The sequence below is a fragment of the Psychrosphaera sp. HA2-10 genome, assembly GCF_055693745.1.
This window is the reverse complement of sequence record NZ_CM146341.1, coordinates 1,247,592-1,271,658: the sequence shown is the minus strand read 5'-3', so window position 1 is coordinate 1,271,658 and position 24,067 is coordinate 1,247,592. Positions and strand designations below refer to the sequence as shown.

At 38.4% G+C, this 24,067-nt stretch carries 22 protein-coding genes; 11 read left to right on the top strand and 11 right to left on the bottom strand.

Annotation, left to right across the window (positions count from 1 at the left end):
- On the bottom strand, positions 1-1,047 hold the full coding sequence (gene bioB / locus ACZ1GV_RS05795) for a biotin synthase BioB (protein ID WP_472675637.1): 1,047 nt from the start codon (positions 1,045-1,047) through the stop codon (positions 1-3).
- Positions 1,048-1,165: 118 nt separating this feature from the next.
- Here bioB and bioA point away from each other — a divergent pair, with 118 nt between their 5' ends.
- Positions 1,166-2,464: an adenosylmethionine--8-amino-7-oxononanoate transaminase gene (gene bioA / locus ACZ1GV_RS05790; protein ID WP_472675636.1), complete on the top strand. Its 1,299-nt coding sequence runs from the start codon at positions 1,166-1,168 to the stop codon at positions 2,462-2,464.
- Here the strand turns inward: bioA and ACZ1GV_RS05785 are convergent.
- Together ACZ1GV_RS05785 and ACZ1GV_RS05780 are read right to left on the bottom strand one after the other, a co-directional pair.
- Positions 2,429-2,878, bottom strand: a complete 450-nt coding sequence (locus tag ACZ1GV_RS05785; protein ID WP_472675635.1) for an AAA family ATPase — start codon at positions 2,876-2,878, stop codon at positions 2,429-2,431. The genes bioA and ACZ1GV_RS05785 overlap by 36 nt on opposite strands.
- Positions 2,871-3,221: a hypothetical protein gene (locus ACZ1GV_RS05780; protein WP_210559571.1), complete on the bottom strand. Its 351-nt coding sequence runs from the start codon at positions 3,219-3,221 to the stop codon at positions 2,871-2,873. Before ACZ1GV_RS05780 ends, ACZ1GV_RS05785 begins: the two co-directional genes overlap by 8 nt.
- Positions 3,222-3,378: 157 nt before the next feature.
- On the opposite strand from ACZ1GV_RS05780, the gene asnS reads away from it, so the two are divergent.
- Genes asnS through pssA form a run of 5 tightly spaced genes read left to right on the top strand, consistent with a single transcriptional unit; the run spans position 3,379 to position 7,691 of the window.
- Positions 3,379-4,776, top strand: a complete 1,398-nt coding sequence (asnS, locus tag ACZ1GV_RS05775; protein WP_472675634.1) for an asparagine--tRNA ligase — start codon at positions 3,379-3,381, stop codon at positions 4,774-4,776.
- Between the two features lie 49 nt (positions 4,777-4,825).
- Positions 4,826-5,254, top strand: coding sequence for a DUF3010 family protein (locus tag ACZ1GV_RS05770; RefSeq protein ID WP_210559573.1), 429 nt, complete (start codon positions 4,826-4,828; stop codon positions 5,252-5,254).
- 9 nt (positions 5,255-5,263) lie between these two features.
- Positions 5,264-5,632: a response regulator gene (locus ACZ1GV_RS05765; protein ID WP_472675633.1), complete on the top strand. Its 369-nt coding sequence runs from the start codon at positions 5,264-5,266 to the stop codon at positions 5,630-5,632.
- The gene (pepE, locus tag ACZ1GV_RS05760; RefSeq protein WP_472675632.1) at positions 5,629-6,357 is read left to right on the top strand and encodes a dipeptidase PepE; all 729 of its coding nucleotides are present in this window, start codon (positions 5,629-5,631) and stop codon (positions 6,355-6,357) included. The genes ACZ1GV_RS05765 and pepE overlap by 4 nt, the downstream gene beginning before the upstream one ends.
- The gene (gene pssA / locus ACZ1GV_RS05755; protein ID WP_472675631.1) at positions 6,354-7,691 is read left to right on the top strand and encodes a CDP-diacylglycerol--serine O-phosphatidyltransferase; all 1,338 of its coding nucleotides are present in this window, start codon (positions 6,354-6,356) and stop codon (positions 7,689-7,691) included. Before pepE ends, pssA begins: the two co-directional genes overlap by 4 nt.
- Here the strand turns inward: pssA and ACZ1GV_RS05750 are convergent, their stop codons facing one another.
- Both ACZ1GV_RS05750 and ACZ1GV_RS05745 read right to left on the bottom strand, forming a co-directional pair.
- Complete coding sequence (locus ACZ1GV_RS05750; RefSeq protein ID WP_472675630.1) at positions 7,692-8,198, bottom strand: RNA methyltransferase; 507 nt, start codon at positions 8,196-8,198, stop codon at positions 7,692-7,694.
- A gap of 1 nt (position 8,199) precedes the next feature.
- Positions 8,200-10,215: an oxidoreductase gene (locus ACZ1GV_RS05745; protein WP_472675629.1), complete on the bottom strand. Its 2,016-nt coding sequence runs from the start codon at positions 10,213-10,215 to the stop codon at positions 8,200-8,202.
- Positions 10,216-10,370: 155 nt separating this feature from the next.
- On the opposite strand from ACZ1GV_RS05745, the gene sppA reads away from it, so the two are divergent.
- Together sppA and ansA are read left to right on the top strand one after the other, a co-directional pair.
- Positions 10,371-12,248, top strand: a complete 1,878-nt coding sequence (gene sppA / locus ACZ1GV_RS05740) for a signal peptide peptidase SppA (RefSeq protein WP_472675628.1) — start codon at positions 10,371-10,373, stop codon at positions 12,246-12,248.
- Complete coding sequence (ansA, locus tag ACZ1GV_RS05735; protein WP_472675627.1) at positions 12,248-13,261, top strand: asparaginase; 1,014 nt, start codon at positions 12,248-12,250, stop codon at positions 13,259-13,261. The genes sppA and ansA overlap by 1 nt, the downstream gene beginning before the upstream one ends.
- A 134-nt stretch (positions 13,262-13,395) precedes the next feature.
- Here the strand turns inward: ansA and ACZ1GV_RS05730 are convergent, their stop codons facing one another.
- The 6 genes from ACZ1GV_RS05730 to ACZ1GV_RS05705 form a co-directional block, all read right to left on the bottom strand.
- On the bottom strand, positions 13,396-16,161 hold the full coding sequence (locus ACZ1GV_RS05730) for a DUF349 domain-containing protein (RefSeq protein ID WP_472675626.1): 2,766 nt from the start codon (positions 16,159-16,161) through the stop codon (positions 13,396-13,398).
- A complete protein-coding gene (locus tag ACZ1GV_RS05725) occupies positions 16,151-16,432 on the bottom strand; it encodes a YeaC family protein (protein ID WP_210559582.1) in 282 nt (93 codons plus the stop codon). Before ACZ1GV_RS05725 ends, ACZ1GV_RS05730 begins: the two co-directional genes overlap by 11 nt.
- A gap of 11 nt (positions 16,433-16,443) precedes the next feature.
- Positions 16,444-16,773, bottom strand: coding sequence for a zinc ribbon domain-containing protein (locus ACZ1GV_RS05720; RefSeq protein ID WP_210559583.1), 330 nt, complete (start codon positions 16,771-16,773; stop codon positions 16,444-16,446).
- Between the two features lie 112 nt (positions 16,774-16,885).
- Complete coding sequence (locus ACZ1GV_RS05715) at positions 16,886-18,559, bottom strand: alanine/glycine:cation symporter family protein (RefSeq protein WP_472675625.1); 1,674 nt, start codon at positions 18,557-18,559, stop codon at positions 16,886-16,888.
- A gap of 114 nt (positions 18,560-18,673) precedes the next feature.
- Positions 18,674-19,801 (bottom strand): M14 family metallopeptidase, encoded by a 1,128-nt coding sequence (locus tag ACZ1GV_RS05710; RefSeq protein WP_472675624.1) that lies wholly within the window; start codon positions 19,799-19,801, stop codon positions 18,674-18,676.
- A 92-nt stretch (positions 19,802-19,893) separates the two neighbouring features.
- The gene (locus ACZ1GV_RS05705; protein ID WP_472675623.1) at positions 19,894-20,385 is read right to left on the bottom strand and encodes a TlpA family protein disulfide reductase; all 492 of its coding nucleotides are present in this window, start codon (positions 20,383-20,385) and stop codon (positions 19,894-19,896) included.
- Between the two features lie 148 nt (positions 20,386-20,533).
- Between ACZ1GV_RS05705 and ACZ1GV_RS05700 the strand changes: the two genes are divergently transcribed.
- The 3 genes from ACZ1GV_RS05700 to ACZ1GV_RS05690 all read left to right on the top strand — a co-directional run bounded on the left by ACZ1GV_RS05700 (position 20,534) and on the right by ACZ1GV_RS05690 (position 24,067).
- Positions 20,534-21,541, top strand: coding sequence for an alpha/beta fold hydrolase (locus ACZ1GV_RS05700; RefSeq protein WP_472675622.1), 1,008 nt, complete (start codon positions 20,534-20,536; stop codon positions 21,539-21,541).
- A 2-nt stretch (positions 21,542-21,543) separates the two neighbouring features.
- A complete protein-coding gene (locus ACZ1GV_RS05695) occupies positions 21,544-22,719 on the top strand; it encodes an RNA polymerase sigma factor (RefSeq protein ID WP_472675621.1) in 1,176 nt (391 codons plus the stop codon).
- 130 nt (positions 22,720-22,849) lie between these two features.
- Positions 22,850-24,067 (top strand): hypothetical protein, encoded by a 1,218-nt coding sequence (locus tag ACZ1GV_RS05690; RefSeq protein WP_472675620.1) that lies wholly within the window; start codon positions 22,850-22,852, stop codon positions 24,065-24,067.

Below are 24,067 nucleotides of genomic sequence, written 5' to 3'. Positions count from 1 at the left end.
TTACTGCGCTTCAAAAAACAGCTCTTTTTCGGGTGCATTTTGTTCTTTTAGTTGCTCAAGTAATGCTGCTTCTTTTGTGTCATCAGAGTAATCTTTAGTCTGTTCAGAGTTCACACCTAATTTAGCGAACAGTTTTTTATCAAAGTGTTCATCTGGATTTGAAGTAGTTAGTAGCTTACATCCATAAAAGATTGAATTAGCACCCGCCATAAAACACATAGCCTGCATCTGCTCATTCATGCCTTCGCGTCCAGCCGATAGACGTACAAATGACTTCGGCATCAATATTCGCGCAACCGCGATAGTTCTTATAAATTCAAAGGAATCCAAGTCGTCCACATTATCAAGCGGAGTCCCTTTTACTTTAACTAACATATTAATAGGCACACTTTCAGGATGATGCGGTAAGTTTGCTAAGGCAATTAACAAGCCATGCCTGTCTTTCGCACTTTCACCTAACCCTACTATGCCACCAGAACAAACATTCATGCCCGCTGAACGTACGTTATCTAACGTACTAAGTCTGTCCTCATAAGTTCGTGTAGTAATAATGTCCCCGTAGTATTCTGGAGACGTATCTAAGTTATGGTTGTAGTAATCTAAACCAGCTTCTTTTAATGCTAATGCCTGCTCTTTGCTTAACATTCCCAACGTCATACAGGTTTCTAAACCAAGCTCTTTTACACCCTTGATCATTTCTATAACGTAAGGCATATCTCTATCTTTAGGATTACGCCATGCTGCGCCCATACAGAAACGCGTAGAGCCAATTTCTTTTGCTTCCTTGGCTCGTTGAAGTACTTTTTCGACTTCCATCAAGCGTTCTTTTTCAAGGCCTGTAGAGTATCTAGCGCTTTGCGGGCAGTACTTACAATCTTCAGGACAAGCACCTGTTTTTATCGATAACAAGGTACTTACTTGCACGTAATTAGGATCGAAGTGCTCGCGATGGACCAGTTGAGCTTTGAACATTAGGTCGTTAAATGGCATATCAAAAAGTGCTTTTACTTCTTGATGGGTCCAATCGTGTCGAATTTGCGTAGTCATAGTGCGCCTTTACTAAGGTAAGTAATATTTTTATTGTTTTTAATATGCTCGATAGTCTATCCTGCCGCCACACCTTGTCAATTTAGCCCTTCACCAAAAGTTTACTAGTGAACACTTTATGAACAAAAAGACAACTACTCATACCACTATAGATATTGATTTCGATAAAAAACACATTTGGCATCCATATACATCGATGACAAACCCGTTACCCTGCTATCCAGTAAAATCTGCAGATGGTGTTTATATTGAGTTAGAGGATGGCACTAGGCTTATTGATGGCATGTCTTCATGGTGGTCTGTAATTCATGGTTATAATAATCAACACATAAATGAAGCGATATCGAGTCAACTAAATCAAATGAGCCATGTTATGTTCGGTGGGTTGACGCATGAACCTGCTGTGAATTTAGCAAAGCATTTGGTTGAGCTTACACCGGATGGTCTAAATAAAGTTTTTTTAGCGGATAGTGGCTCAGTATCTATCGAAGTGGCATTAAAAATGGCCATTCAATATCAGTTGGGCAAAGGTCATATTGGCAGAAATCGATTTATTGCTTTAAAACATGGCTATCATGGCGATACTTTTGGCGCTATGTCAGTCTGCGATCCACTTAATTCAATGCACAGCTTATATTCTGGCATGATGCCACAAAACTACTTTATTGACTCTCCTACAAGTAAGCCTACCGATCCATTTCAGCATAATGAACTTGCTGAATTGGCTGACGTCTTAGAGTGTCGTAGCGACACGGTTGCAGCGCTAATTCTAGAGCCCATCGTGCAAGGTGCAGGCGGAATGCGATTTTACCACCCTGACTATTTAAGCGGCGCAAAAAAGCTATGTGAGAAGTACGGCGTATTACTTATCGCAGATGAAATTGCCACTGGTTTTGGAAGGACGGGAAAAATGTTTGCATGTGAGCATGCTAACATTACGCCAGATATATTATGTGTCGGCAAGGCCATCACAGGTGGGTATATGACATTGGCGGCCGCAATTTGTACTGATGAAGTTGCCATCACACTCAGTAATAGTCGTGCTGGTGTGCTAATGCATGGCCCTACTTTTATGGGTAATCCACTAGCTTGTGCAGCGGCAAATGCCAGTATGGAATTATTAAAAGCTGGATCATGGGAAAACCAAGTAAAAAACATAAATAGAATATTAAATCAGGAACTTAACTCGGCAAATAAACTGGAACGCGTTACTGAGGTTCGTGTTTTTGGAGCCATTGGAGTTATTGAAATGAAGGAAGCGGTTGATGTTGCAAGCATACAGAAACAGTTTGTAGATAAAGGTATTTGGGTAAGACCGTTTGGCAAACTAATTTATGTAATGCCGCCGTATATCATATCTGAACTAGAGCTAACCGAATTGCTACAAAAGATGCTGTTGATAGTGAAATCGCTGTGACTTCTTCGCCATTGATTGAATGACACCTAACTCTACATTATGATTATTTCGACTAGCGTATAATGTTTGATGTTGCGGGCTTTTAAAAAAGCCAATCGATACAACTTCTATTTCGTAGTTATATTTTTTAGCTAATGTTACGTAATTGTCGATTTGCCAAGCCTCAATGTTGGTATTGTCACAAATCACCAGTGGTACCTTTTTTTGTAAGGACTTACCAAACGCAGCTTGGTTTTGTTGGTGAAACTGATCTAATTGGCGAGGATTAAACACATAGGTACCTTCGCTGTAAAAATAATGATCGGTACTATGAATTGCGTAGTCACTTGGTGATAAATTAGCCGTCAACAGTGTCACGTAATTAGACTTCCCGGCGCCTGGTAACCCCCTAATAATAAATACTTTATTAGACACTAATCACTCCGATAAACGCCAATAGAACGACCATTAGAAACATTAGGTTATACTTTTGATAATCGGTTTTACGTTTGTTGCGAATTTGATTGCCGATTAAAGATACGGCACTGAATGTCACACTAATATATAGACTCAAATATAAATAGTCTTTTAACGTTCCCAACCAATACTCTCGAATTGGAATTTTGTGGAACTCTAAAATTATATTATTTAGTTCTGGGCGCGCATAATGAAATAACGCTAATGCGATGACAAATACGAGCCAAGACAACACATTTAGCGCATTTATAATTTGACTAAAAAGGTCTGGTCCTTTTCGCCTTTCGATCCCATTCCACATTTCGTACTGCTCCAAATTGACGAAATAACAACCATTATAAAACAATTAACTAATTAACTGTAAACCATACTCTAATATCACTTGTATCTGAATGACAACTAAGTAAGATTACACCCTATTTATTTTTAACCCGATTTAAAGAAAAGACCGAATAAACATGGCACATAACTCAGTAAAATCTTTATTAGCTGGCGAACTAAGCGCTGGTGAAATCGTAACAGTAAAAGGCTGGATACGCACGAAACGTGACTCTAAAGCTGGCATTTCATTTTTAGCCGTTCACGACGGTTCTTGTTTTGATCCGATTCAAGCTGTAGTGCCAAGTGATTTAGCGAATTACGATGATATCACTAAATTAACAACTAGTTGCTCTGTTTCTGTAACGGGCAAGTTGGTTCAGTCTGAAGGTCAAGGCCAAGCTGTTGAAATTCAAGCAGACTCAGTAGAGATAATTGGCTGGGTAGAAAATCCAGATACATACCCAATGGCTGCTAAACGTCATTCAATTGAATATCTTAGAGAGCATGCTCACCTTCGCCCTCGTACTAACATTATTGGTGCTGTAGCCCGTGTTCGTAACTGTTTATCACAGGCAATTCATCGCTTTTTCCACGAACAAGGTTATTACTGGGTTAGTACTCCAATTATAACGGCATCAGACTGCGAAGGCGCAGGAGAAATGTTCCGCGTTTCGACGCTAGACATGGTTAATACGCCAATGACGGATGAAGGAAAAGTAGACTACAGCCAAGACTTTTTTGGTAAAGAAGCATACTTAACTGTATCTGGTCAGCTAAACGGTGAAACTTACGCTTGTGCGCTAAGCAAAATATATACGTTTGGCCCAACCTTCCGTGCTGAAAATTCAAATACTAGCCGCCATTTGGCTGAATTTTGGATGATTGAACCAGAAGTCGCGTTTGCCGATTTAAATGACATCGCACAATTATCAGAAGATCTACTAAAATACGTATTTAACGCGGTATTAAAAGAATTACCAGACGACATGAAGTTTTTTGAGCAGCGCGTTGAAAAAACAGCAATTACTCGACTTCAGCAAGTGGTTGATTCTAGCTTTGTACGCATGGATTACACAGATGCAATCGATATTCTACTTAACTCTGGTAAGAAGTTTGAATTCCCAGTTAAATGGGGTATCGACTTATCTTCTGAACATGAGCGCTACTTAGCTGAAGAGCATGTAGGTGCACCAATTATTATGCAAAACTATCCGCGCGATATTAAAGCGTTTTATATGCGTCAAAATGACGACGGTAAAACAGTAGCGGCAATGGACGTATTGGCACCAGGAATTGGCGAAATTATTGGTGGTTCTCAACGTGAAGAGCGTTTAGATGTATTTGATGCTCGATTAGAAGAAATGGGCTTAAGCAAAGAAGACTATAGCTGGTATCGCGATTTACGTCGTTACGGCACCGTTCCTCATGCTGGATTTGGTCTAGGATTCGAGCGTTTAGTCGCTTATGTAACTGGTATGCAAAACGTTCGTGACGTTATTGCTTTCCCACGTGCACCAGGCACCGCAAATTACTAATCCATATTCGCATCTTTTGATGCGAATTTAAGATTTATAAAGGGTAAAAATGAACTTATTAGGCGTAGAACTTAATAATAAAGAAGCTGTTTTTGTATTAATGAACAGTGAAGGCGGCATGTTTAACGTAAAAGAAACTCGTACTAGAGGTATTGAACTGCGTGATGCCGAAAACGCTGACGGCATTCGTGCGTTTTATTCCATTTTTAAAAAGATGGTAGAAGATTACAAAGTCGACACTATTGCTATTAAACAGCGTCCTATGCGTGGTAAATTTTCTGGCAGTGCGAATAGCTTCAAAATGGAAGCTGCAATCCAGTTAATTGATGACGTAAAAGTTGCAATGGTTAACAACAAAGATATTAAAGAAACGTTAAAGCGTAATCCTCTTGAATATACAATGAAAGACTTAGAGCTTCGTCAATTTCAAGAAAGCGCTTTTCACACCGCATATACTTTCGCACTGGCGAACGATTAATAGAAACCTATGTCGAAAAGTATCTTAGTCATTGATGATGCCGATGATATTTTGGTCTTGTTTAAAGAGCTATTGTCCGATTTAGGCTTTAGCTCTGTTATTTGCGTTTCAACCGGTGGCGCAGCCATTGACGTACTTAAAGAACAAACATTCGACCTAGTTATTTTAGATATTGAACTGCCCGATATTAATGGCAAAAAAGTATTAGACAGAATTAATGTAGAAAACATCGACGTTCCTGTCGTTATGTGTTCATCTTATAACTCAGTAGATAATGTACAAGTTACCTGGGAAATGGGGGCCAAAGGCTTTTTGTCGAAACCTATCGATCCCACAAAGTTAAAAAATCTGCTGCAGCGAATTGGAATTTTACAATGACAAACGCCCTGCTCTTAAGTGCCTCTCGAGAAGGTAATACGGGTTACCTCGAACATGCTATCCCGTTAATTGAACAGTTTTTATCTCACTTGCCGTGCTCTTCAACGCCAAAAATTCTATTTATTCCTTATGCCGGCGTATCTGTTTCTTATGATGACTACTTTGAAATGGTAAAGAGAGCGTTAACTAGCTTATCCATTGAATTGACTTCGATACATCAATATAACGACGAGAAAGCTGCAATTAGAAATAGCGACATTGTTCTAGTTGGTGGAGGCAATACTTTTGCGTTACTTGACCGTTTATACCAGCGCGATTTGATCTTGGAGCTACAACAACAAATAGATAGCGGCACTGCCTATATCGGTTGGAGTGCAGGCTCGAATATTGCCGGTGCAAGTATCAGAACAACTAACGATATGCCAATTGTTGAGCCTAAATCTTTTGATGCGCTTAATATTTTACCGTTTCAAATAAATCCGCACTACACCGATTATCAAGCTCCAGGCCACAATGGCGAAACCCGCGAAATGCGTTTACAAGAATTTATGGTGCTCAACCCTAAAACTACGGTTGTTGGTATTCAAGAAGGTAGCGCTTTGCTGTTAGCAAATGGCAAATTAACCTTACTTGGTGACAAACAAGCTTATGAATTTAAAGCAGGTAATAAAGTAACTGTTGAGTCAAATCACGACTTTAGTTATTTGCTCGGTACTTCTATATGACATACTCAGAACTGATTGATTTGAATAACTCCGTGGCAATGAATGCCAATGAGTTGGAGATATTATACTCAGCAAAAGAATATAAAACGCGCTTAGTTGAATATATTAAGTTAGCTAAAAACCGTATATATATTACGGCTTTATATTTACAGGACGATGAGGCTGGAAGAGAAATACTTGATGCGCTTTATCATGCCAAACAAATTTCTCCTGAACTTGATATTAAAATTTTTGTTGATGCACACCGAGCTCGTCGAGGGTTAATTGGTGCAAAAGATCAAGAAGGCAATAGAGCTTTTTATTTAAATAAAGCAAAAGAATTTGGTTGTGAAGTTAAGATCTTTGGTGTTGCAGTTAAAAATAAAGAGCTATTTGGCGTTTTGCACCTCAAAGGCATGGTCTTTGACGACTGTTTATTTTTTACCGGTGCAAGTATCAATGATATTTACTTGCACCAAAAGGATAAGTATCGCTTAGACCGATATTACTTATTTAATAGCACAGTATTAGCCGATAGTTTTGTTAAGTATTTAAATCAAGTTTTTGTTCATTCAGACTTAGCACCTCGCTTAAATAAAGGTGAATTCCCAATACTGCCGGATTTAAAAAAACTTATTCTGCAGTTAAGACATTATCTTACAAATAGTGAATATAAAATATCTTCACCGACAACAAACGCGAGTGAACTGCTCGTTGAGCCACTTGTTGGCTTTGGTAAAAAGCATAATAATCTTAACAACAAAATTCGAAAGTTAATTCAAAAAAGTGAACAAACCGTTGTGATGTTTACGCCCTACTTTAACTTACCTAAAGTTTTAACTCGTGATGTAGCAAAAGCCCTAAAACGAGGCGTTAAAATAGAGATTACCGTAGGTGACAAAACTGCAAACGACTTTTTTATTCATGACCCAGAAAAGTTTACGACTATTGGTATCGTGCCTTACGTCTATGAAATTTTATTAGTGCGGTTTGCGAAACGTTGGAAAAAGTATATTGATAATGGCCAACTTGTTGTTCGGCTATGGAAACATGAACAAAATAGCTACCACTTAAAAGGCATGATAATCGACTCTCGTTATCATCTCATTACAGGCAGCAATATAAACCCAAGAGCATGGACGTTAGACTTGGAAAACGGCTTATTAATTGATGATCCGAACAAAAAGCTAATGCCTATGGTTCAAAAAGAGATAGATATGATTTATCAACATACTAACGTTGTTGAAAATTATAAACAGTTAGATAGCATAAAAGACTATCCAATAAAGCCACAAAAATTACTCAATAAAATACGTATGACGCAAATAGACCGGATATTAAAACGCCTGCTTTAATTAAGCAGGCACTTTTAAGCGGTTATTCACATCACGACTTTTTCTGATCAAGTCATCATCATGCCCTGAAAACGCTTTTGCGGCCCTATCATAAAGCACAACATTTGCAGCTGCAGCCAGATTTAAGCTTCCGTTAGTAGGCATGTAAACAACAAAATCAGCCTGATCGACAATGTCCTGTTTTAATGACCCATCTTCTGGCCCAAAGACGTAGAACGCTTTTTCTGGATGCTCAAAAACTGGCAGCGGTACTGCACCTTCTACAAAATCAATACAAACTAACTTTACATCATCGGGTTTTGATTCTAAAAATGACTCGACATGAGTGACAGAAATTTCATTGCCAACATTTTGAGTATCTGTCGCGTGTTTTTTTGCTTTGTTATAACGATTTCCCGTGTAAAGCAAAGCAGGAATATTATAACAGCCTGCTGCTCTAAGAATCGCCCCAACATTACTGGGGCTTTTCGGGTTTGTTAAACAAATAGTAACATCTTGATTATTCATATTAAATTTTTGAAGCCAGCTCTGCACCTTGACGTATAGCACGCTTAGCATCAAGTTCTGCAGCTATATATGCACCACCAATAATTTCAACTTTTTGGCCTAACGCTTTTAACTCATCCGCTAGCTTACTGTTTGATAATTGTCCTGCACAGACTATAACATTATCAACGTCTAGGTATTGAACTTGACCATCGATGGCTATTTCCAATCCTTTTTCTGAAAACGAACGGTATTCAACGCCGTTTAACATAGTTACGCCCGCACGTTTTAATTCGGCACGATGAACCCAACCAGAGGTTTTACCAAGTCCTGCACCAACCTTTGTCGTTTTACGCTGCATTAAAGTCACTTCACGTGCAGGTGGATCGTCCTTCATTGGTTTTATTGCGCCACGGTTTTTATAATCAGTGTCGACGCCCCAGTACGCTAACCAAGCTTCTAAGTCTAATGAATGAGATTTAGGCTGTGTTAATGCGGCCGAAACATCAAAACCTATACCACCGGCACCAATTACCGCAACTTTATGGCCTACTTCTTTTTTGTCACGAAGTACGTCAAGGTAACTCATAACACGTTCGTCATCAAAACCCGGTAAATCTAATTCACGAGGAATAATACCTGTCGCAACAATCACTTGGTCGAAACCTTGACTTGCTAACGCTTCTGCTGATTGACGTTCACCTAAATGTAAATGAACTCCAGTATCTTTTACTCTATTTTCAAAATAGCGAATCGTCTCGTAAAACTCTTCTTTACCTGGGATCGTTTTGGCGATATTGAACTGGCCACCAATTTCGTTAGCCTGGTCAAATAAATGGACTTCGTGGCCTCGTTCGGCGGCATAACAAGAAAATGCCATACCCGCTGGACCTGCACCGACAACCGCTAGCTTTTTCTTATTTACTACGGTTTTGAAAACCAACTCGGTTTCGTAACCAGCTCTTGGGTTAACTAAACAACTTGCTTGTTGACGTTTAAATACATGATCTAAACAAGCCTGGTTACAGGCTATGCAAGTGTTTATTCGATCTGCTTGGCCGGCTTTTGCTTTATTAACAAAGTTTTCATCAGCCAATAAAGGTCGTGCCATTGACACCATGTCGGCCTGCCCGTCTGCTAGAATAGACTCAGCGATTTCTGGCGTGTTAATACGGTTTGTTGTAATTACCGGTATCGATACTTCTTTTTTGATTTTTTCACTAATCCAAGTAAAAGCTTTACGAGGTACTGACGTAACGATGGTAGGTATTCGAGCCTCATGCCAACCAATACCAGTGTTTAATAACGTAACACCTGCTTTTTCTAGCATTTTTGCAAGCGCAACGACTTCTTCAAATGTCGATCCGTTATCAACCAAATCAAGCATAGATAAACGGAAAATGATAATAAAGTCGTCACCTACTTGTTCTCTTATCGCACGAACAATATCAATTGCAATACGAGTTCTGTTCTCAAAGCTACCACCGTATTGGTCTGTTCTTTTATTAGTTTTTGGCGCGATAAACTGATTAATTAAATAACCTTCTGAACCCATCACCTCGACGCCGTCATACCCGGCTTTTCGGGCTAACTTTGCACAATTAGCAAAATCGTTAATTGTTTTACGAATACCACGCGCACTGAGTGCTTTTGGCTTAAATGGCGAAATTGGCGCTTTAATAGCAGAAGCAGAGACGCTAAACGGATGGTATGCATATCGACCAGTGTGCAATATTTGTAAACATATTTTGCCGTCGGCTTCATGAACTGCGTTGGTTATTTTTTTGTGTTTACCAACATGCCAAAAATGACTTAACTGAGCACCTCTTGGCTCTACTCTGCCCGCAAAGTTAGGCGCAATACCGCCTGTAACGATTAGACCAACACCACCTTCAGCACGTTCTTTATAAAATTGCGCTAAACGATTGAAGCCGTTTTTTTCTTCTTCAAGACCAATATGCATTGAGCCCATTAAAACTCTGTTCTTTAACTGCGTGAAACCTAAGTCTAATGGTTGAAATAAATGAGGATATGACATGTTGCAAACCAACGTAAGCTGTTTAAACTAAGCAAAACTTTAACTGACTACTGGTCTGACATCAATAGTTTAATTTTGTTACATTCGAATTCTGGTAAAGGTTTGATAATTAATCAACAATAACAGATGAATTTTAACTCTCTTTGGGACACTTTATGTCTAGTGAAATTACTACCAATAAAAATTGGTTTTTCGATTTGATACGCGCATGCTGGGGCGTTTTGAATTTTACCCGCAAAGCTATTCTTAATATTATATTTATAATTTTAGCCGTAATTATCTTTGGCGCCATTTCCTCAAAAAAAGATCAACCCATTATATTTTCCGATAATTCAGTATTAGAGTTAAAACTTGTTGGCGATATTGTAGAAGAAAAAGCAGTAGTAGATCCCTACGCCGAGCTTATGAATGATGCTTTAGGTGCGACAAACACACGTAAAGAGCTGTTGTTAACAGATATATTAAACGCCATTGACTTTGCAGCAAACGATAAAAAAATAACTATGCTTAAACTTGACTTGCACGGTTTACAAAACGCTGGTCTAAGCAAGCTACAAGAAGTGGCAAATGCCATTAAACGTTTTAAAGAAACAAGCGGAAAACCGGTTGTTGCTTACGGGGACTTCTTTACTCAAAGTCAATATTATTTGGCCTCACACGCAGATACCGTAATACTTCACCCAATGGGCTCAATTATTTTGGACGGATTTGGCCGTTACAATACTTATTACAAATCAGCGTTAGAAAAGCTAAACGTTAATTCTCATATTTTTAGAGTCGGTACATTTAAGTCAGCCATCGAACCTTATATTCGTGACGATATGTCTGAGGCGGCTAAAGAAGCAAACTCACAGTGGCTAAATGAACTTTGGGACATGTATAAAGCAGACGTTGCTAGTCAACGAGACTTAAATGAAAGTCACTTTGATGAGAAACTTTCTATTTTTTACGATAAGTTCAAATCTGTCGACGGAGACTTTTCTGATTTAGCACTCACCAATAAATGGATTGATATGGTGATGACGCATCAAGAGTTTGATGCTTATATGAAGCAGGAACTGAATGCGAGTAAAGTAAATGTTATTACGTTAAATAAATACTTAGACTTTGTAGATCAAACATTCCCTGTCCTTAACGCAGATAAAGTCGCTATTGTTGTCGCGAGCGGCACTATTTACGATGGCAACGCAAAACCTGGCGAAATTGGTGGTCACTCTACCGCAAAGTTATTAAAAGATGCGCGTTTAGATGACTCTGTCAAAGCCATTGTGTTGCGTGTTGACAGCCCTGGTGGTAGCGCATTTGCTTCTGAAATAATACGAAATGAAATTGAAGCAATAAAAGCTTCCGGTAAACCTATTGTTACGTCAATGAGCACGCTAGCGGCATCTGGTGGTTATTGGATTGCAGCGTCTACCGATAAGATATGGGCGTCTCCTAGCACTATCACAGGCTCTATTGGCATATTTGGTATGTTTCTTACCTATGAAGAAACACTCGCTAAATTGGGCGTCTACACCGACGGTGTAGGTACCACTGAGTTAGCCGGGCTTTCCTCTGCCCGTAAGTTACCGTCTGAAATGAAAAACATCATTCAATTGTCCATTGAAAATGGCTATCGTCAATTTCTTAACTTGGTTTCGCAAGAGCGTGATATGACAGTTAAAGAAGTAGACAAAATTGCCCAAGGTCGTGTTTGGTCTGGTCAAACCGCAAAAGAATTAGGTTTAGTTGATGAGCTTGGTTATTTTGACGATGCTATTAAGGGTGCAGCAGAACTAGCGGGAATCGAAGACTATTCTGTAATCACAATTCAAGAGCCTGTGGTTGGCTTTGATAAGATCATTCAGGAGTTTTTAGGGATGGCTAAAGTCGTTCTTCCAACTCCAACGCTGCAAGTTAATGATAATCGCCCTAATCCATTCTCGTCACTGGTAAATCAAATGTGGAATGAAGCCACAGGATGGCTTAAATTTAATGATCCTAAACATATGTATATCTATTGCATAGAGTGTGAAGCGTTAACAAAATAATGCAGAAAAAGAAAATCTATATTGCCTACACTGGTGGCACCATTGGTATGAAAAAGTCTTCTCAGGGTTATATCCCTGTAGAAGGCTATATCACTGATGTCGTTAATTCATTACCTGAATTATTTCGCGACGAGATGCCAGAGTTTGTGATCAACGAATACTGCCCTGTTATAGACTCGAGCAATATGTCTCCTAGTGATTGGCAAGTCATTGCTGAGGATATTGCAGAGCACTATGCTGAGTTCGATGGTTTTGTTGTTTTGCATGGTACTGACACCATGGCGTATACCGCGTCAGCCTTGTCTTTTATGTTAGATAACTTGAGTAAGCCCGTTATTGTTACAGGTAGCCAAATTCCACTTTCGGAAATTCGCTCCGATGGGCAAACCAATTTACTTAATGCTCTGTACCTAGCCGCACACTTTCCTATTCCAGAAGTAAGTTTATTTTTTAACAATAAGTTATTTCGCGGTAACCGCTCAACTAAAGCAAACTCTACCGGTTTTAATGCCTTTGACAGCCCAAATTTTGATGCCCTTGCTACCGCTGGTATTCAAATTCAATTAGGCGCTGGCAAAGTATTAGAACATCATAAAACAGATCAATTAAAGGTGATTAATATTAGTGGCCAACCTATTGGTGTTGTCACTCTTTACCCCGGAATAAGTCACACTGTCATTGCAAATGTATTAGCACAACCTGTTAATGCGCTTATTGTTCAAAGTTACGGCGTAGGTAACGCGCCACAAGACAACGCCTTAATAAATGAATTAAAGCAAGCTCATCAACGAGAAATATTAATTGTTAATAGAACTCAATGTTTTAGAGGACAAGTTAATATGGATGGTTATGCAACTGGTCATGTTTTAAAAGATGCAGGAGCGCTTTCTGCCGGTGATATGACGTTAGAGGCATGTTTAACTAAGTTACACTACCTTTTAAGCCAAGACCTTAGTTACAAGCAAAGGCGGGAGTTATTTGTCTCTAATTTAAAAGGTGAGCGTAGTAATTAGCCCCCTTCAAAATAGACTGTCGTAACGTGCAAACCCTAGTTGTTATTAACTTAAGATCAAAATAAAAAGCCGACATTTATGTCGGCTTTGTTCTACTTGTTATTTAAAGCAATTCGTCGCTGATAGCGATTGGGTTAGATAGAGAATACTTGACGTACTCTTGATATCAGGGCTACATCATCACTCGATATTGCGCCGGCAGATAACCAATCTTCAAGTAATTCATCTTTACTATAAGATGTTCCTGACTCTAACTTTTCTGTCATCATAGACATTTGTACAGCTTGGCGTTGAGGTAGTTCAGATTCAGGGCTTTCTAATTCAGCAATGATTTCCATTTTTAGTGTTGCTTCTAAGCGGTCAACCTTGCTATTCGCGTTTAACGCATTAGACCATGAAGGCTTTAATACACTAGTATCTATCGTTTTACCGCTTGCTAAATCTTCCAATGCATTAAAAAGCATGACGTATTGATTTAAACGCATGTTCTTTCTTAAAGACTGCTCTGTCTCTTCAATCTTTTCTAGTAATGTGTTTTTAACCTTTAAAACACGCTCATAATCACTTTTTTCAAGTTCAAACTTGGATATAACCAATTCTTTAACTTGTTGCCCAAGCGCTTTAGCTTCATTATTTTGGGATAATGATTTGAGCTGTTCAGTGAAGGCATTCAGCTGTGTTATCAAATCATTTTTAATCTCTGTAGAACGAGTTCGGTTTGCATTACGAAGCTCCCCTAGTGCGTCAAACACGGCATTGTTAACTAAACGAAACTCACCCCACAATTTATCATCAACTTTACGGCCACAAAAACCAATCTTTTTCCAGTCCGACTGCAACTGTTTCAATTTGTTTGCTTTATCTGGAAGTGGCGTGTCAGAATCTGAAATTTGTTTTGCCTTATCTAACAGCGCCTGTTTATCAGCTTGATTGATTTTTTGCTGTTCGATTATTTTCGCTTTTATGGATTTACTTGCGACTGTGAAGCGCTCGTTTATCTCAGATACTTTTGACTTATCAACAAGCCCTATGTCAAACCAGTGCTTTGTCAATTTACCATTTAATAGCTCTACCTCTTTCCAGCTACTCACCTCTTCATTTGCAAGGTTGTTCGCTAACGTTTCCAATTGCTCCAAAACAAGTAACTTTGCTTGATACGCTTGTTCACGTTCTTGTTCTAACTCAGAGTAAAATGCACGGCAAACTGCAAAGGCTTGTTCAGAAAATTCGTTAAATTGAAGATTTAATGGGTCTTCTCGGTCTATTCGCCCAAGAGATAACCAATCACTTCGCAATACTTTTACTCGATGAGCTTGTTCTGAAGCGTCAACTAACGGTTGTTTCGCTAATTTTTCAATTTGCTCTAGTAATTCTTGACGTTTAGGCTCAGCAATTGACTGCTCTAAGTCGCGTAACTGTTCTATTTGAACGTTGCTGTCAGTCCATTGTTTTTCAATTTGAGTCTGTTGATATACGTTGAGCTCACCATGCCACTTTTGTAATTTATTAAATAATCCAAAAGCCTCTCTAAAACGTCCATCAGTAATAAGCTGCATTAACTCCGACTGCTTGCGTTTAAAACTAGAAAAACGTTTATTCTGCTCAGCTTCAAGTTTTTTTATCGATTTATCGAGTGCCGCTGATGCAATGTTATATCGTTCGGTAACGGCATGACTTATTGAAATTGACTGCTCTAATTCGGACCAGCTCTTTTTTAGCTCTTTAAAGGTTGGCTTTATAGTATTTAACGTTTCTAGTGACGATGGTAGATCAATGCTTTCAATCTTTTCGATTGTATCTATTGCCTCTTTTTGTAATAACTTAATTTTAGGCAAATCGATAAAGCCACGCTGTAATTTATCAATACGTTGACTTAATTTGTTATTTTCGTTATCGGTTAGATTGGCACTATCTATCTTATCCGCTAGCACTGCTAACGTTTCAGTCATTCCAAGCTTAATCTCTCCGCCTTCACTAACTAGGTCATTCAGTTCATTTTCAAATTGAGTTAATTCAGACTCAATTTCAGCTGTTAATTGCTTTTGCTGCTCTAACTGTTCGAGTTGCTCTTTTTGCTCTAAATGCGCAACCTCTAAAAAACTAAGCTTATCTTTAAGGCTGCTATTAATGGCATCATATTTAGCGTTAAGCTCATTACTTACATGTTTATCTAGTTCGTTTACTAAAGGTAACTGCGCTTGCCAATCCTGGTTTAACTTTTGATATTGTAGAGATATGTCTTCAAAGTCTTGTTTATCTTTCAAAGCATTAAGTTGCGCAAGTACTAATCGAGATTTTTTCTCTGCTTGAGACAGTGCAATTGTGTGTTGCTCTACTTCACTAATTTTATTGGTTATTTTTATCTGCGATTGACCAGATAATTTCTTCTGAAGCTTTTTTAACGTTTGCAAATCGTTAACTGACTCGACAACAGCTGTTGCAGTCTCAGCAGACAAGCGCCCTTGCAACAGAGCCTCAATGTATAAGTCTTGTTTATCTAAACGCTGTAACGCAACTTCCACTAAGTCTTCACTCGGCAATAAAAACTTTATTTCGTCTATGAACTTTGCATTACTACACTCTTTGATGAAGGTGACTTTTTCTTTTTGTTCAATGATCTCCGACTGCGGTGCAACGAGTGCATCTCGAATGTGTTTAAGGGCAAATCGGCTTACGTCTTCATTAGGATCTTTTTTGGCGGCTTGCCAAAATAAAGAAAAGTCATTGAGTTTTTCAAGTGCGGCTCGTCGAACGGATTTTTCAGCGTCGTTAAATGCTAACTCATGAAGAATACTTTTTTGTTCGCCATTCAGGCGGTCCAACTCACTGACAGCACTAATACGATCACTAATTTTAGTGCTTTGCCATTTCTTTTTTGCAAATAAACGCTTAAATATCATCTTGATCAAACCTTGCTATATCCATTTCAGAAAGAAACTCTTTTTTAAGTTCGCGTTTTGATTTCATAACCATTTCACCGTTCTCACCAACGGTAAAATGTTCTTTTGATTTAGCCACTTTACTTTGATACGCCAAGACTAACTGCAGTGAATCTTCGCGCTGTTTATCCGTGAGTTTTTGGCCATTCTGCCATTTACCTGTTTCTACCGCATACTTAAGGTTTTCATAAACTTCTGGCGTAACCGCCGCTAACATTTGATCAAGGTTCATATTCTGCTCTACTACTTTTTGCGGCTTCGCTTAGCCCAAATTATTCTAAATCTATTTACAATATACCAAATAAAGCCAATTAAAATACTTGCTTGTGCCGCTACAAATTGCGGCGAGGTATTATCTTCAATGTTGTAATACGAAAAACATCCAGCTAAGAACAATAACATTGCAATAAACTGATGAGTTTGTAATGACTGATTGTACTTAATCGAACGAATTTTACTGAGGCTATGGATTTTTTCCTCAGTCAAATTGGTCATATCCAATTCACAATGCGGACATACCTTCTGTTTATCTGAAATTGACTTACCACACTGTGGACATTTAATAATTGCCATTTTTAAATCCTGTAAATAATAAAACTTAGGTGTATTAAACAAACAAAAGCACCTTAGTTACCTAAGATGCTTTTACTCGATTTTTACGTGTTAAGTTTAACAACCAAAGGCATTAATTATCTTTCTTATGCTCGTCGTTAAACTTAACCCAATAGTCATCTACTGTTTCTTTCATTTCTTTACGTAGTAAGAAAATACCTAATAAGTTAGGTAGCGTCATTACAACGATAGCTACTGCGGCCAAGTTCCAGATTAATGACGTATCTGCAAATGAAGCCCAGAAGAAGCCAGCAACATAAATAACACGATATGGCATTACTGAACGGGCACCCAACAAGTAAGTCATTGCACGGTCACCGTAGTAAGACCAAGCAATTGCCGTTGAGAACGCAAATAGTAATAGACCAATGGTTACTATATATTTACCAGACTCTCCAAAAAAACCTCTAGTAAAGGCTTCGGTAGTTAAAGACGCAGAATGTATCAACGAGTCGCCTCTGACGATAATTTCTTTATTCTTTAACAAACCATCTATCACGTTTAATTTACCGTTATAAACATGTTCTCCAGGTAACAAGAACACAACGTTTTCGGCAAATGAACGTGAATTCAAAATAGTGAAACCATCACTAACGGCTTTACCTTCTTTAACGATAATTTCGCCTTGATACGGCTTAACATCTGAACCAAGTTCATTTAAGTATGCAGATATCGACGTTAAGTCAGTGTCATTCTTTTGGCTATATTCACCTGCCAAAATAAGCATATCTGAACGTTGGAAGTCATTTTCATGCTTTTCGTGCCAAGCGCCTGAAGATAGAATTACCATGCCAGTTAATGTACAAATGATAATCGTATCGATAAACGGTTCTAAAATTGAAACCATACCTTCAGATACTGGCTCGTCAGCTTTAGCTGCAGCATGCGCAATCGGCGCAGAACCTTGACCCGCTTCGTTAGAAAACAAACCACGGTTAACACCTTTTGTAAACGCATACGCAAATGCAGCGCCAACAAAACCACCGGTAGCAGCAGATCCAGTAAAGGCATCTTGAAATACCGAAATAAACGAAGGACCTACATTTTCAAGGTTATATAAAATAACGCTAAGCGCGCCAATTACGTAAAGTGTTGCCATGATTGGCACGACACGAGACGTAATATAAGCAATACGTTTAATACCACCTAAAATAACCAGCGCTAACAAAATAGCTAACACACCACCAGTTAACATGTGGTCAAAACCAAATGAATCATTCATTGACTGAGCGATGTTGTTGATTTGAGGTAAACTACCTGTACCAAATGAGCTTACAACCGTCGCGATAGCGAATAAAACCGCTAACCACTTCATGTTTAAGCGACGATCCATGTAGTACATTGGACCACCAGCCATAGTGCCATCTTCTGTTTTTACTCGGTATTTATGTGACAAGGTAACTTCAACAAACTTTGTTGTCATACCGAAGAACGCCGTCATCCACATCCAGAATAAAGCAGCTGGGCCACCGATTGATAATGCTAGTGCAACACCACCGATGTTACCTGTACCTACCGTACCAGATAGTGCTGTAGACAATGCTTGGAAATGGTTAGTATCACCTTCCGCACCTTTTTTGTCGTATTTTCCGGTCACTACTTTCCAAGCATGTTTGAAGTAACGAATTTGTGGAAACTTAAGATAGATGGTGAAAAATATACCCACGCCTAACAGCACGTAAGGAAACCATGGTGAGCTCCCTAAAATGCCATCAAGAAACAAGAGTAAATCGTTAAATGCGTTCACTGGTTATTCCTTTTTAAAGTTATATAAATTTTTATAGTTGTTATTTTTATGTTTTTATCGTTTTACGTTATTACTGCTTTATATCAAAACAGGGCGTTAAAGCCCTGATTTTATTTATCGTAATTGATCGATGACTGCAAAAATCGCTGTCAAAGCATCTGCACCAAATTTAGCAGATCGAACATCGTTCCAGCCATAAATTGCGTCAGGTGCATCATTATGGTCTTTGAATGGCATTTCTACCGTGTAAGACAAGCATTTGAATTGTTCCCCAACCCACGCTGCACCAACGGTAGGATTCGCTTGGCCTGGCTTATCTTTATCATAACCATGTACATCCTGGAATTCAGGTGTGGCTGCAGCGTAAGCAGCTTTGAAGCGCTCTTCTAAGTCTTTATGACGATCATCATAGCTCTTAATACCTTCGCAGCCCGCAACAAAGTTATATGGAATTGCTTCGTCGCCATGAATATCTAAAAATAAATCGACACCTGTTTCTTTCATTTTTTGTGTAACTAAAAAGACTTCAGGACTTTTGTCCATGCTCGGCTCTAACCATTCGCGGTTCAAGTTTGTACCAACCGCATTTGTTCTGAGGTGACCTCGCGCTGAGCCGTCTGGATTCATGTTTGGTACTACATAAAAAACCGCTTTATCTAATAACAAACGTGAAGTTGCATCGTCTCCATCGAATAATCGGTCAAGTAACCCTTCAACATACCATTCTGCCATAGACTCACCTGGGTGCTGTCGAGCCGTTATCCAGATTGATTTTTTGCCTTCTTCAGGAACCCCAATTTGTAGCAACGACATGTCTCGCCCGTCAATTGTCTCGCCGAGTGTAATTAATTGGGTATCAGGATTTAATTGAGATTGGTGAATTAAATCTAAATGACGTTCATAAGAATAAGGAACAAAATAGGCGTAAAAAACATTATCAAAATCGGGAATGTGATTGATAACAAGTTCGCCATTATTGTAATCAGTGTTTACTCGAAACCAGGTTTCACGGTCATAAGAGGCCATTGCTTGATAGTTCTGCCACCCTTCTGGATACGCGGCATCTTTAGCGTTGGTAATTCGTAGCGTATGTTCTTCACCGGCCGTTGTTTCTAACTTAAAGTGAAACCATTGATAAAAGTCTGAATTGTGATCATTGTTAATCGACAATTGAATGTTATTTGCATCAGTAATATCAAGAACCTTGATGTTACCGCTATCGAAGTTACTGGTTATTCTCATTATTTAGATCCGTTAACTTTAAAATCCTTCAAAGGTTAACACATAAAAAGTAGCTGTAGCCACTATTTATAGTTAGGATCAATGATCTATGTTCACAAAGTAAGCGTTCTGGCTTTTATTCCAAGCTCGGAAGAATACCCCATCGACTTTGCATGTACCTTGCCTTTAGCATCAAGGATATAGTAAGTAGGAAAGCCCTTTATTTTATAGTCCGTTGCGGTTTTCTCATTTCCCAATAACGTAGTAAAAGTAAGTGATTGTTTTTCGACAATATCCACAACCTCCTGTTTACTTGTATAACTCAGCGCTATGCTCACTACATTGATTTCGTTGCCGTTCTCTTCATAAAAACTCTGTAAATTAGGCATACTGACTTTACAAACAGAACACCATGGCGCCCAAAAAAATACGATCGTCGGTTTTCCATTAAATACTTGACTGTTAAATTGAGGTCCCTCTAACGAAGTTAATGTGTAATTTGGTGCAATGTCGTCAGACGATAATAAAGGTAACTCTCTTATCCAGCTGATAAGTTGAAATAACAAAAAAAACGCAAGAGCTTGTACAGTAATGTTCTTTAACATGATACTCCTTTAAAAACAGTTTGAGCGTTGTGGTGCTTAAAAGACCAAGGTCTTGTGAAAAAAATTACAAAACATTACAAAACATTGTCACACTTTTCCGTTTAGTCGTGCCTTTGTAAGTGAACAGACTACTTACTAGGAAACCATCATGAAAAAAATGACGCTATTAATGGCCGCATTACTTATAAAACCACTCTGTGCGAATGCAGAGCCGAGCTTAACCCAGAAACCAGCAGATAATAAAAACAACACAACTCAACAGTCACTGCATACAAAAGAAGGTCTTGCCGTATCTTGCATTAACAGTGAAGTAACAGGACAAGGTAAACCCATCATATTAATTCCAGGCTTTTCCAACGATCAAAGAGTATGGAAGGCTCAAACAAAAGCACTATCTAAAACACATCAAGTTCACTCAATTTCACTTGCCGGCAATGCGGGAAAAACGCCATGTCTATATAAAGATGGATTTTTATCAACCGTCTCTGAGCAATTAATTGAATATATAGAAGACAACAAGCTTCAACAAGTCGCCGTAGTGGGACATAGCCTTGGTGGTTTACTGTCAATGAAAACCGCAATTGAGAAACCTAATTTATTTTCGCACATAATATCTGTTGATGGTCTGCCATTTATAGGACCAATCTTTACCCGCGACAATAATACTGAGATAAATGACATCGCATATCAAGCGAAGCAAATAAAAACAATGTATAAACAAGCTTCCCCGAGTCAAATTGAATTCATGACTCAACAAGGTATGACTGTTCAAACAAATAGTCTTACCGGACAAAAAGAGATTTTAGACATGGCAAAAACGTCTGATTCAGCCACACTAGGAGACAGTATTTTTGACGTTATGAGTACTGACCTTAGACCAGATTTACATAAAATCACATCAAGATTATTGGTGATTGGCGCATCTGGCGGTTTCTCATCTGAAGCCGAACATCAATATATAAAAGCGTTATACCAGGCGCAGTTATTTGATAAAGTTGATGCGCAGTTAGTCATGAATACCAACGCCAAACATTTTGTGATGTATGACGATAGCAATTGGCTGACAGACAGAATAATTGACTTCATTTCTGTAAAAAATAGTAATATTAATTTTAATAAGTCGAGTCATTCAATCACTAGCAAAAAAGGAGACTAGCAATGGAAAATATCGATCATAGCGTTATTGCTACTTCTTTTGAATTGAGCTCTTATGTTGAAAAAGCGCAACAAGGTCAAACGGCGGCTTTTGAAAAATTAATCCACTACTCTCAAAATGCAATTAGCAGTATCGCCCTTGCTATTACAAAAGATATTCAGGCAAGTGAAGATGTCACTCAACAGACCTACATAAAAGCTTGGCAAGATATTGGCCAACTTAAAAATCCACAAAGCTTTTTACCTTGGATTAGACAAATAACACGATATGCTGCGTTAAATTATATTCGTTCAAATAAAATCGAAAAGAATAACCAACACCCAAATTACGACGATCTACTTAGCTTAGTTTGTGACAGTAGTGATGAACAAGATGTAGCATTAATAAAACAACAGCAATCACAACTTATATGGCATCTATTGGACATACTGGATCCTGATGTTCGTGAAATTGTTCTTTTGTATTATCGAGAGCAACAAAACAGTACCGCAGTTGCACAGTTGCTCAATATTAGCCCTAGCCTTGTCCGTAAAAAACTAGAAAGAGCAAGAACCCAACTCAAACCACAAATTTTAAATAAATACGGTAATGTTGTTTATAGTTCGGCTCCAGCAGGTATAGCCACGGTTATTTTAACCGCAATAAGCCCAACGTCTTTAGGTATTTCATCAGGGTTTGGTTTGGCATCTTTAAAAGCCAGTGTATCAACAAACAGTGGCGTAGTGACTTCGTTAGGAACCAAGGTTCTGGCGGCTTTTACAAGTATACTGTTGCCTTTATTATTGGCATTAGGCGCAAACCATCTGTCCATGGAACAGGTCATAAAGCGAGTTGATGATTTAGGCGTGCAACGTGCACTTCGAAAACTCAGATTTCAAACTTCAATATGGATGATTGTCACTGCAATTATTATGGCTTTTGGCTATGGCTTCACCAACGGTTGGTTGATTCCATCCTTGGGATTCGTTCTTTTTTGGCTTGGTTTATATCGTTCCACATTAACGATTAACCAGCTTACAAAGCTAAACGTAACCCCAACTATCATCAAAATTAGAAGCCTAGAGTTTAATGTAAATGCAATTGGTTGTTACCTTGGACTTTACCTTGGATTGTTTGGTGGTGGAGCTGGACTGGTTCTGGGCCTTCTTAACTCAGGTCGCCTAAGCTCACTTTTGTAGCTACTCCATCAAAACATAAGCATGTTGGGTGTTTATTAACCGCCCAACATTGATTCTTAATAGTTAAACTCGCATACGCACATAATTGGTTTATACTTTTAATACAAACCCTAATTAAGTATTTATATCCATGCGCTTTTTTGCTTTTTTTTGGCTGATTTTGCTAACACTGTTTGTTTCGTATTCGTCAGACGCCAAATTTGATGATGCTTACAGTGACAATACGCCTAAAGATAAATTTTCTTTTTCTGGATTTGGTCAGCTTGTTATTGGAAAGCTAAATACTGATAAAGCAAATTATAACGACTATGATGACTCTTTCAGTTTCAAATCAGAGTCGCTTCTTGGTTTACAATTTGATTATAAATTTACTGAACAACTGTCATTATCTTCGCAAGTAATCGCTTATAGCAATTCAAAAAGTAACAGTGGCATTAGCTGGTTAACACTCAATTATCAACCAAACAAAAACGTTTTGGTCAAGATTGGAAAACTTAAAGTCCCTTTTTTTAATTACAGTGATATTTCTAATGTCGGGTTTTCGTACCCTTGGATAACCTTGCCAGAACAAGTTTATAACGACTACATGTTCGACGAAGTAGATGGTATCTTTTTTAGATACGACGTACCGGTGAGTATATTTGCGTTTAACCTTGAAGGCTATTGGGGTTCAAAAAAAGGAACCTATTACATCGGGGATGATTTAATTGAAGTAGATGTTGATGATCTGAAAGGTTTAATCGCAAATATAAGTGCAAACAACCTAAGCCTCAGAGCCTCTGTTCACCAAGCCCACAATAATTCAGGTGACCGCAGAATTCTTGAATTTTCAAATCAACTTCGTCAAATAGGTTTTAGCGAAAGTGCAGAATCTTTATCGTTAAAAGGCGACGTTAGCTTTTATCAAGCCAGTATAAACTATGACACTTTAGACTATTTTATTCGTTCCGAGTGGTCAAAAATATCACCTAATAAAATAGCGATACCTATTGTAGAATCATCATATCTTACAATTGGATACAATCATTTTCCATTTACCGTCTCACTTACTCGTAGCGCTTCAAATATTAGTTACTCAGGGCGCGCGTCTGATATTCCGCTTGGTGTATCGCAAGAACTAGATGCGTTGAGCAATATCTATAACTTTACGTATGACAGCTTGCCTAAGGACACTTTAGATAGTACTAGTCTTGGATTACGTTGGGATTGGCAAACAAATATCGCGATAAAAACAGACGTCACTTGGTTAAAAGGACAGCCTAATAATAGAAGCTTTTACACGATAAAAGATGAATCGTTTGATCGAAAATCTACCCTTTTTCAAGTTGCAATTACTTGGGTGTTTTAA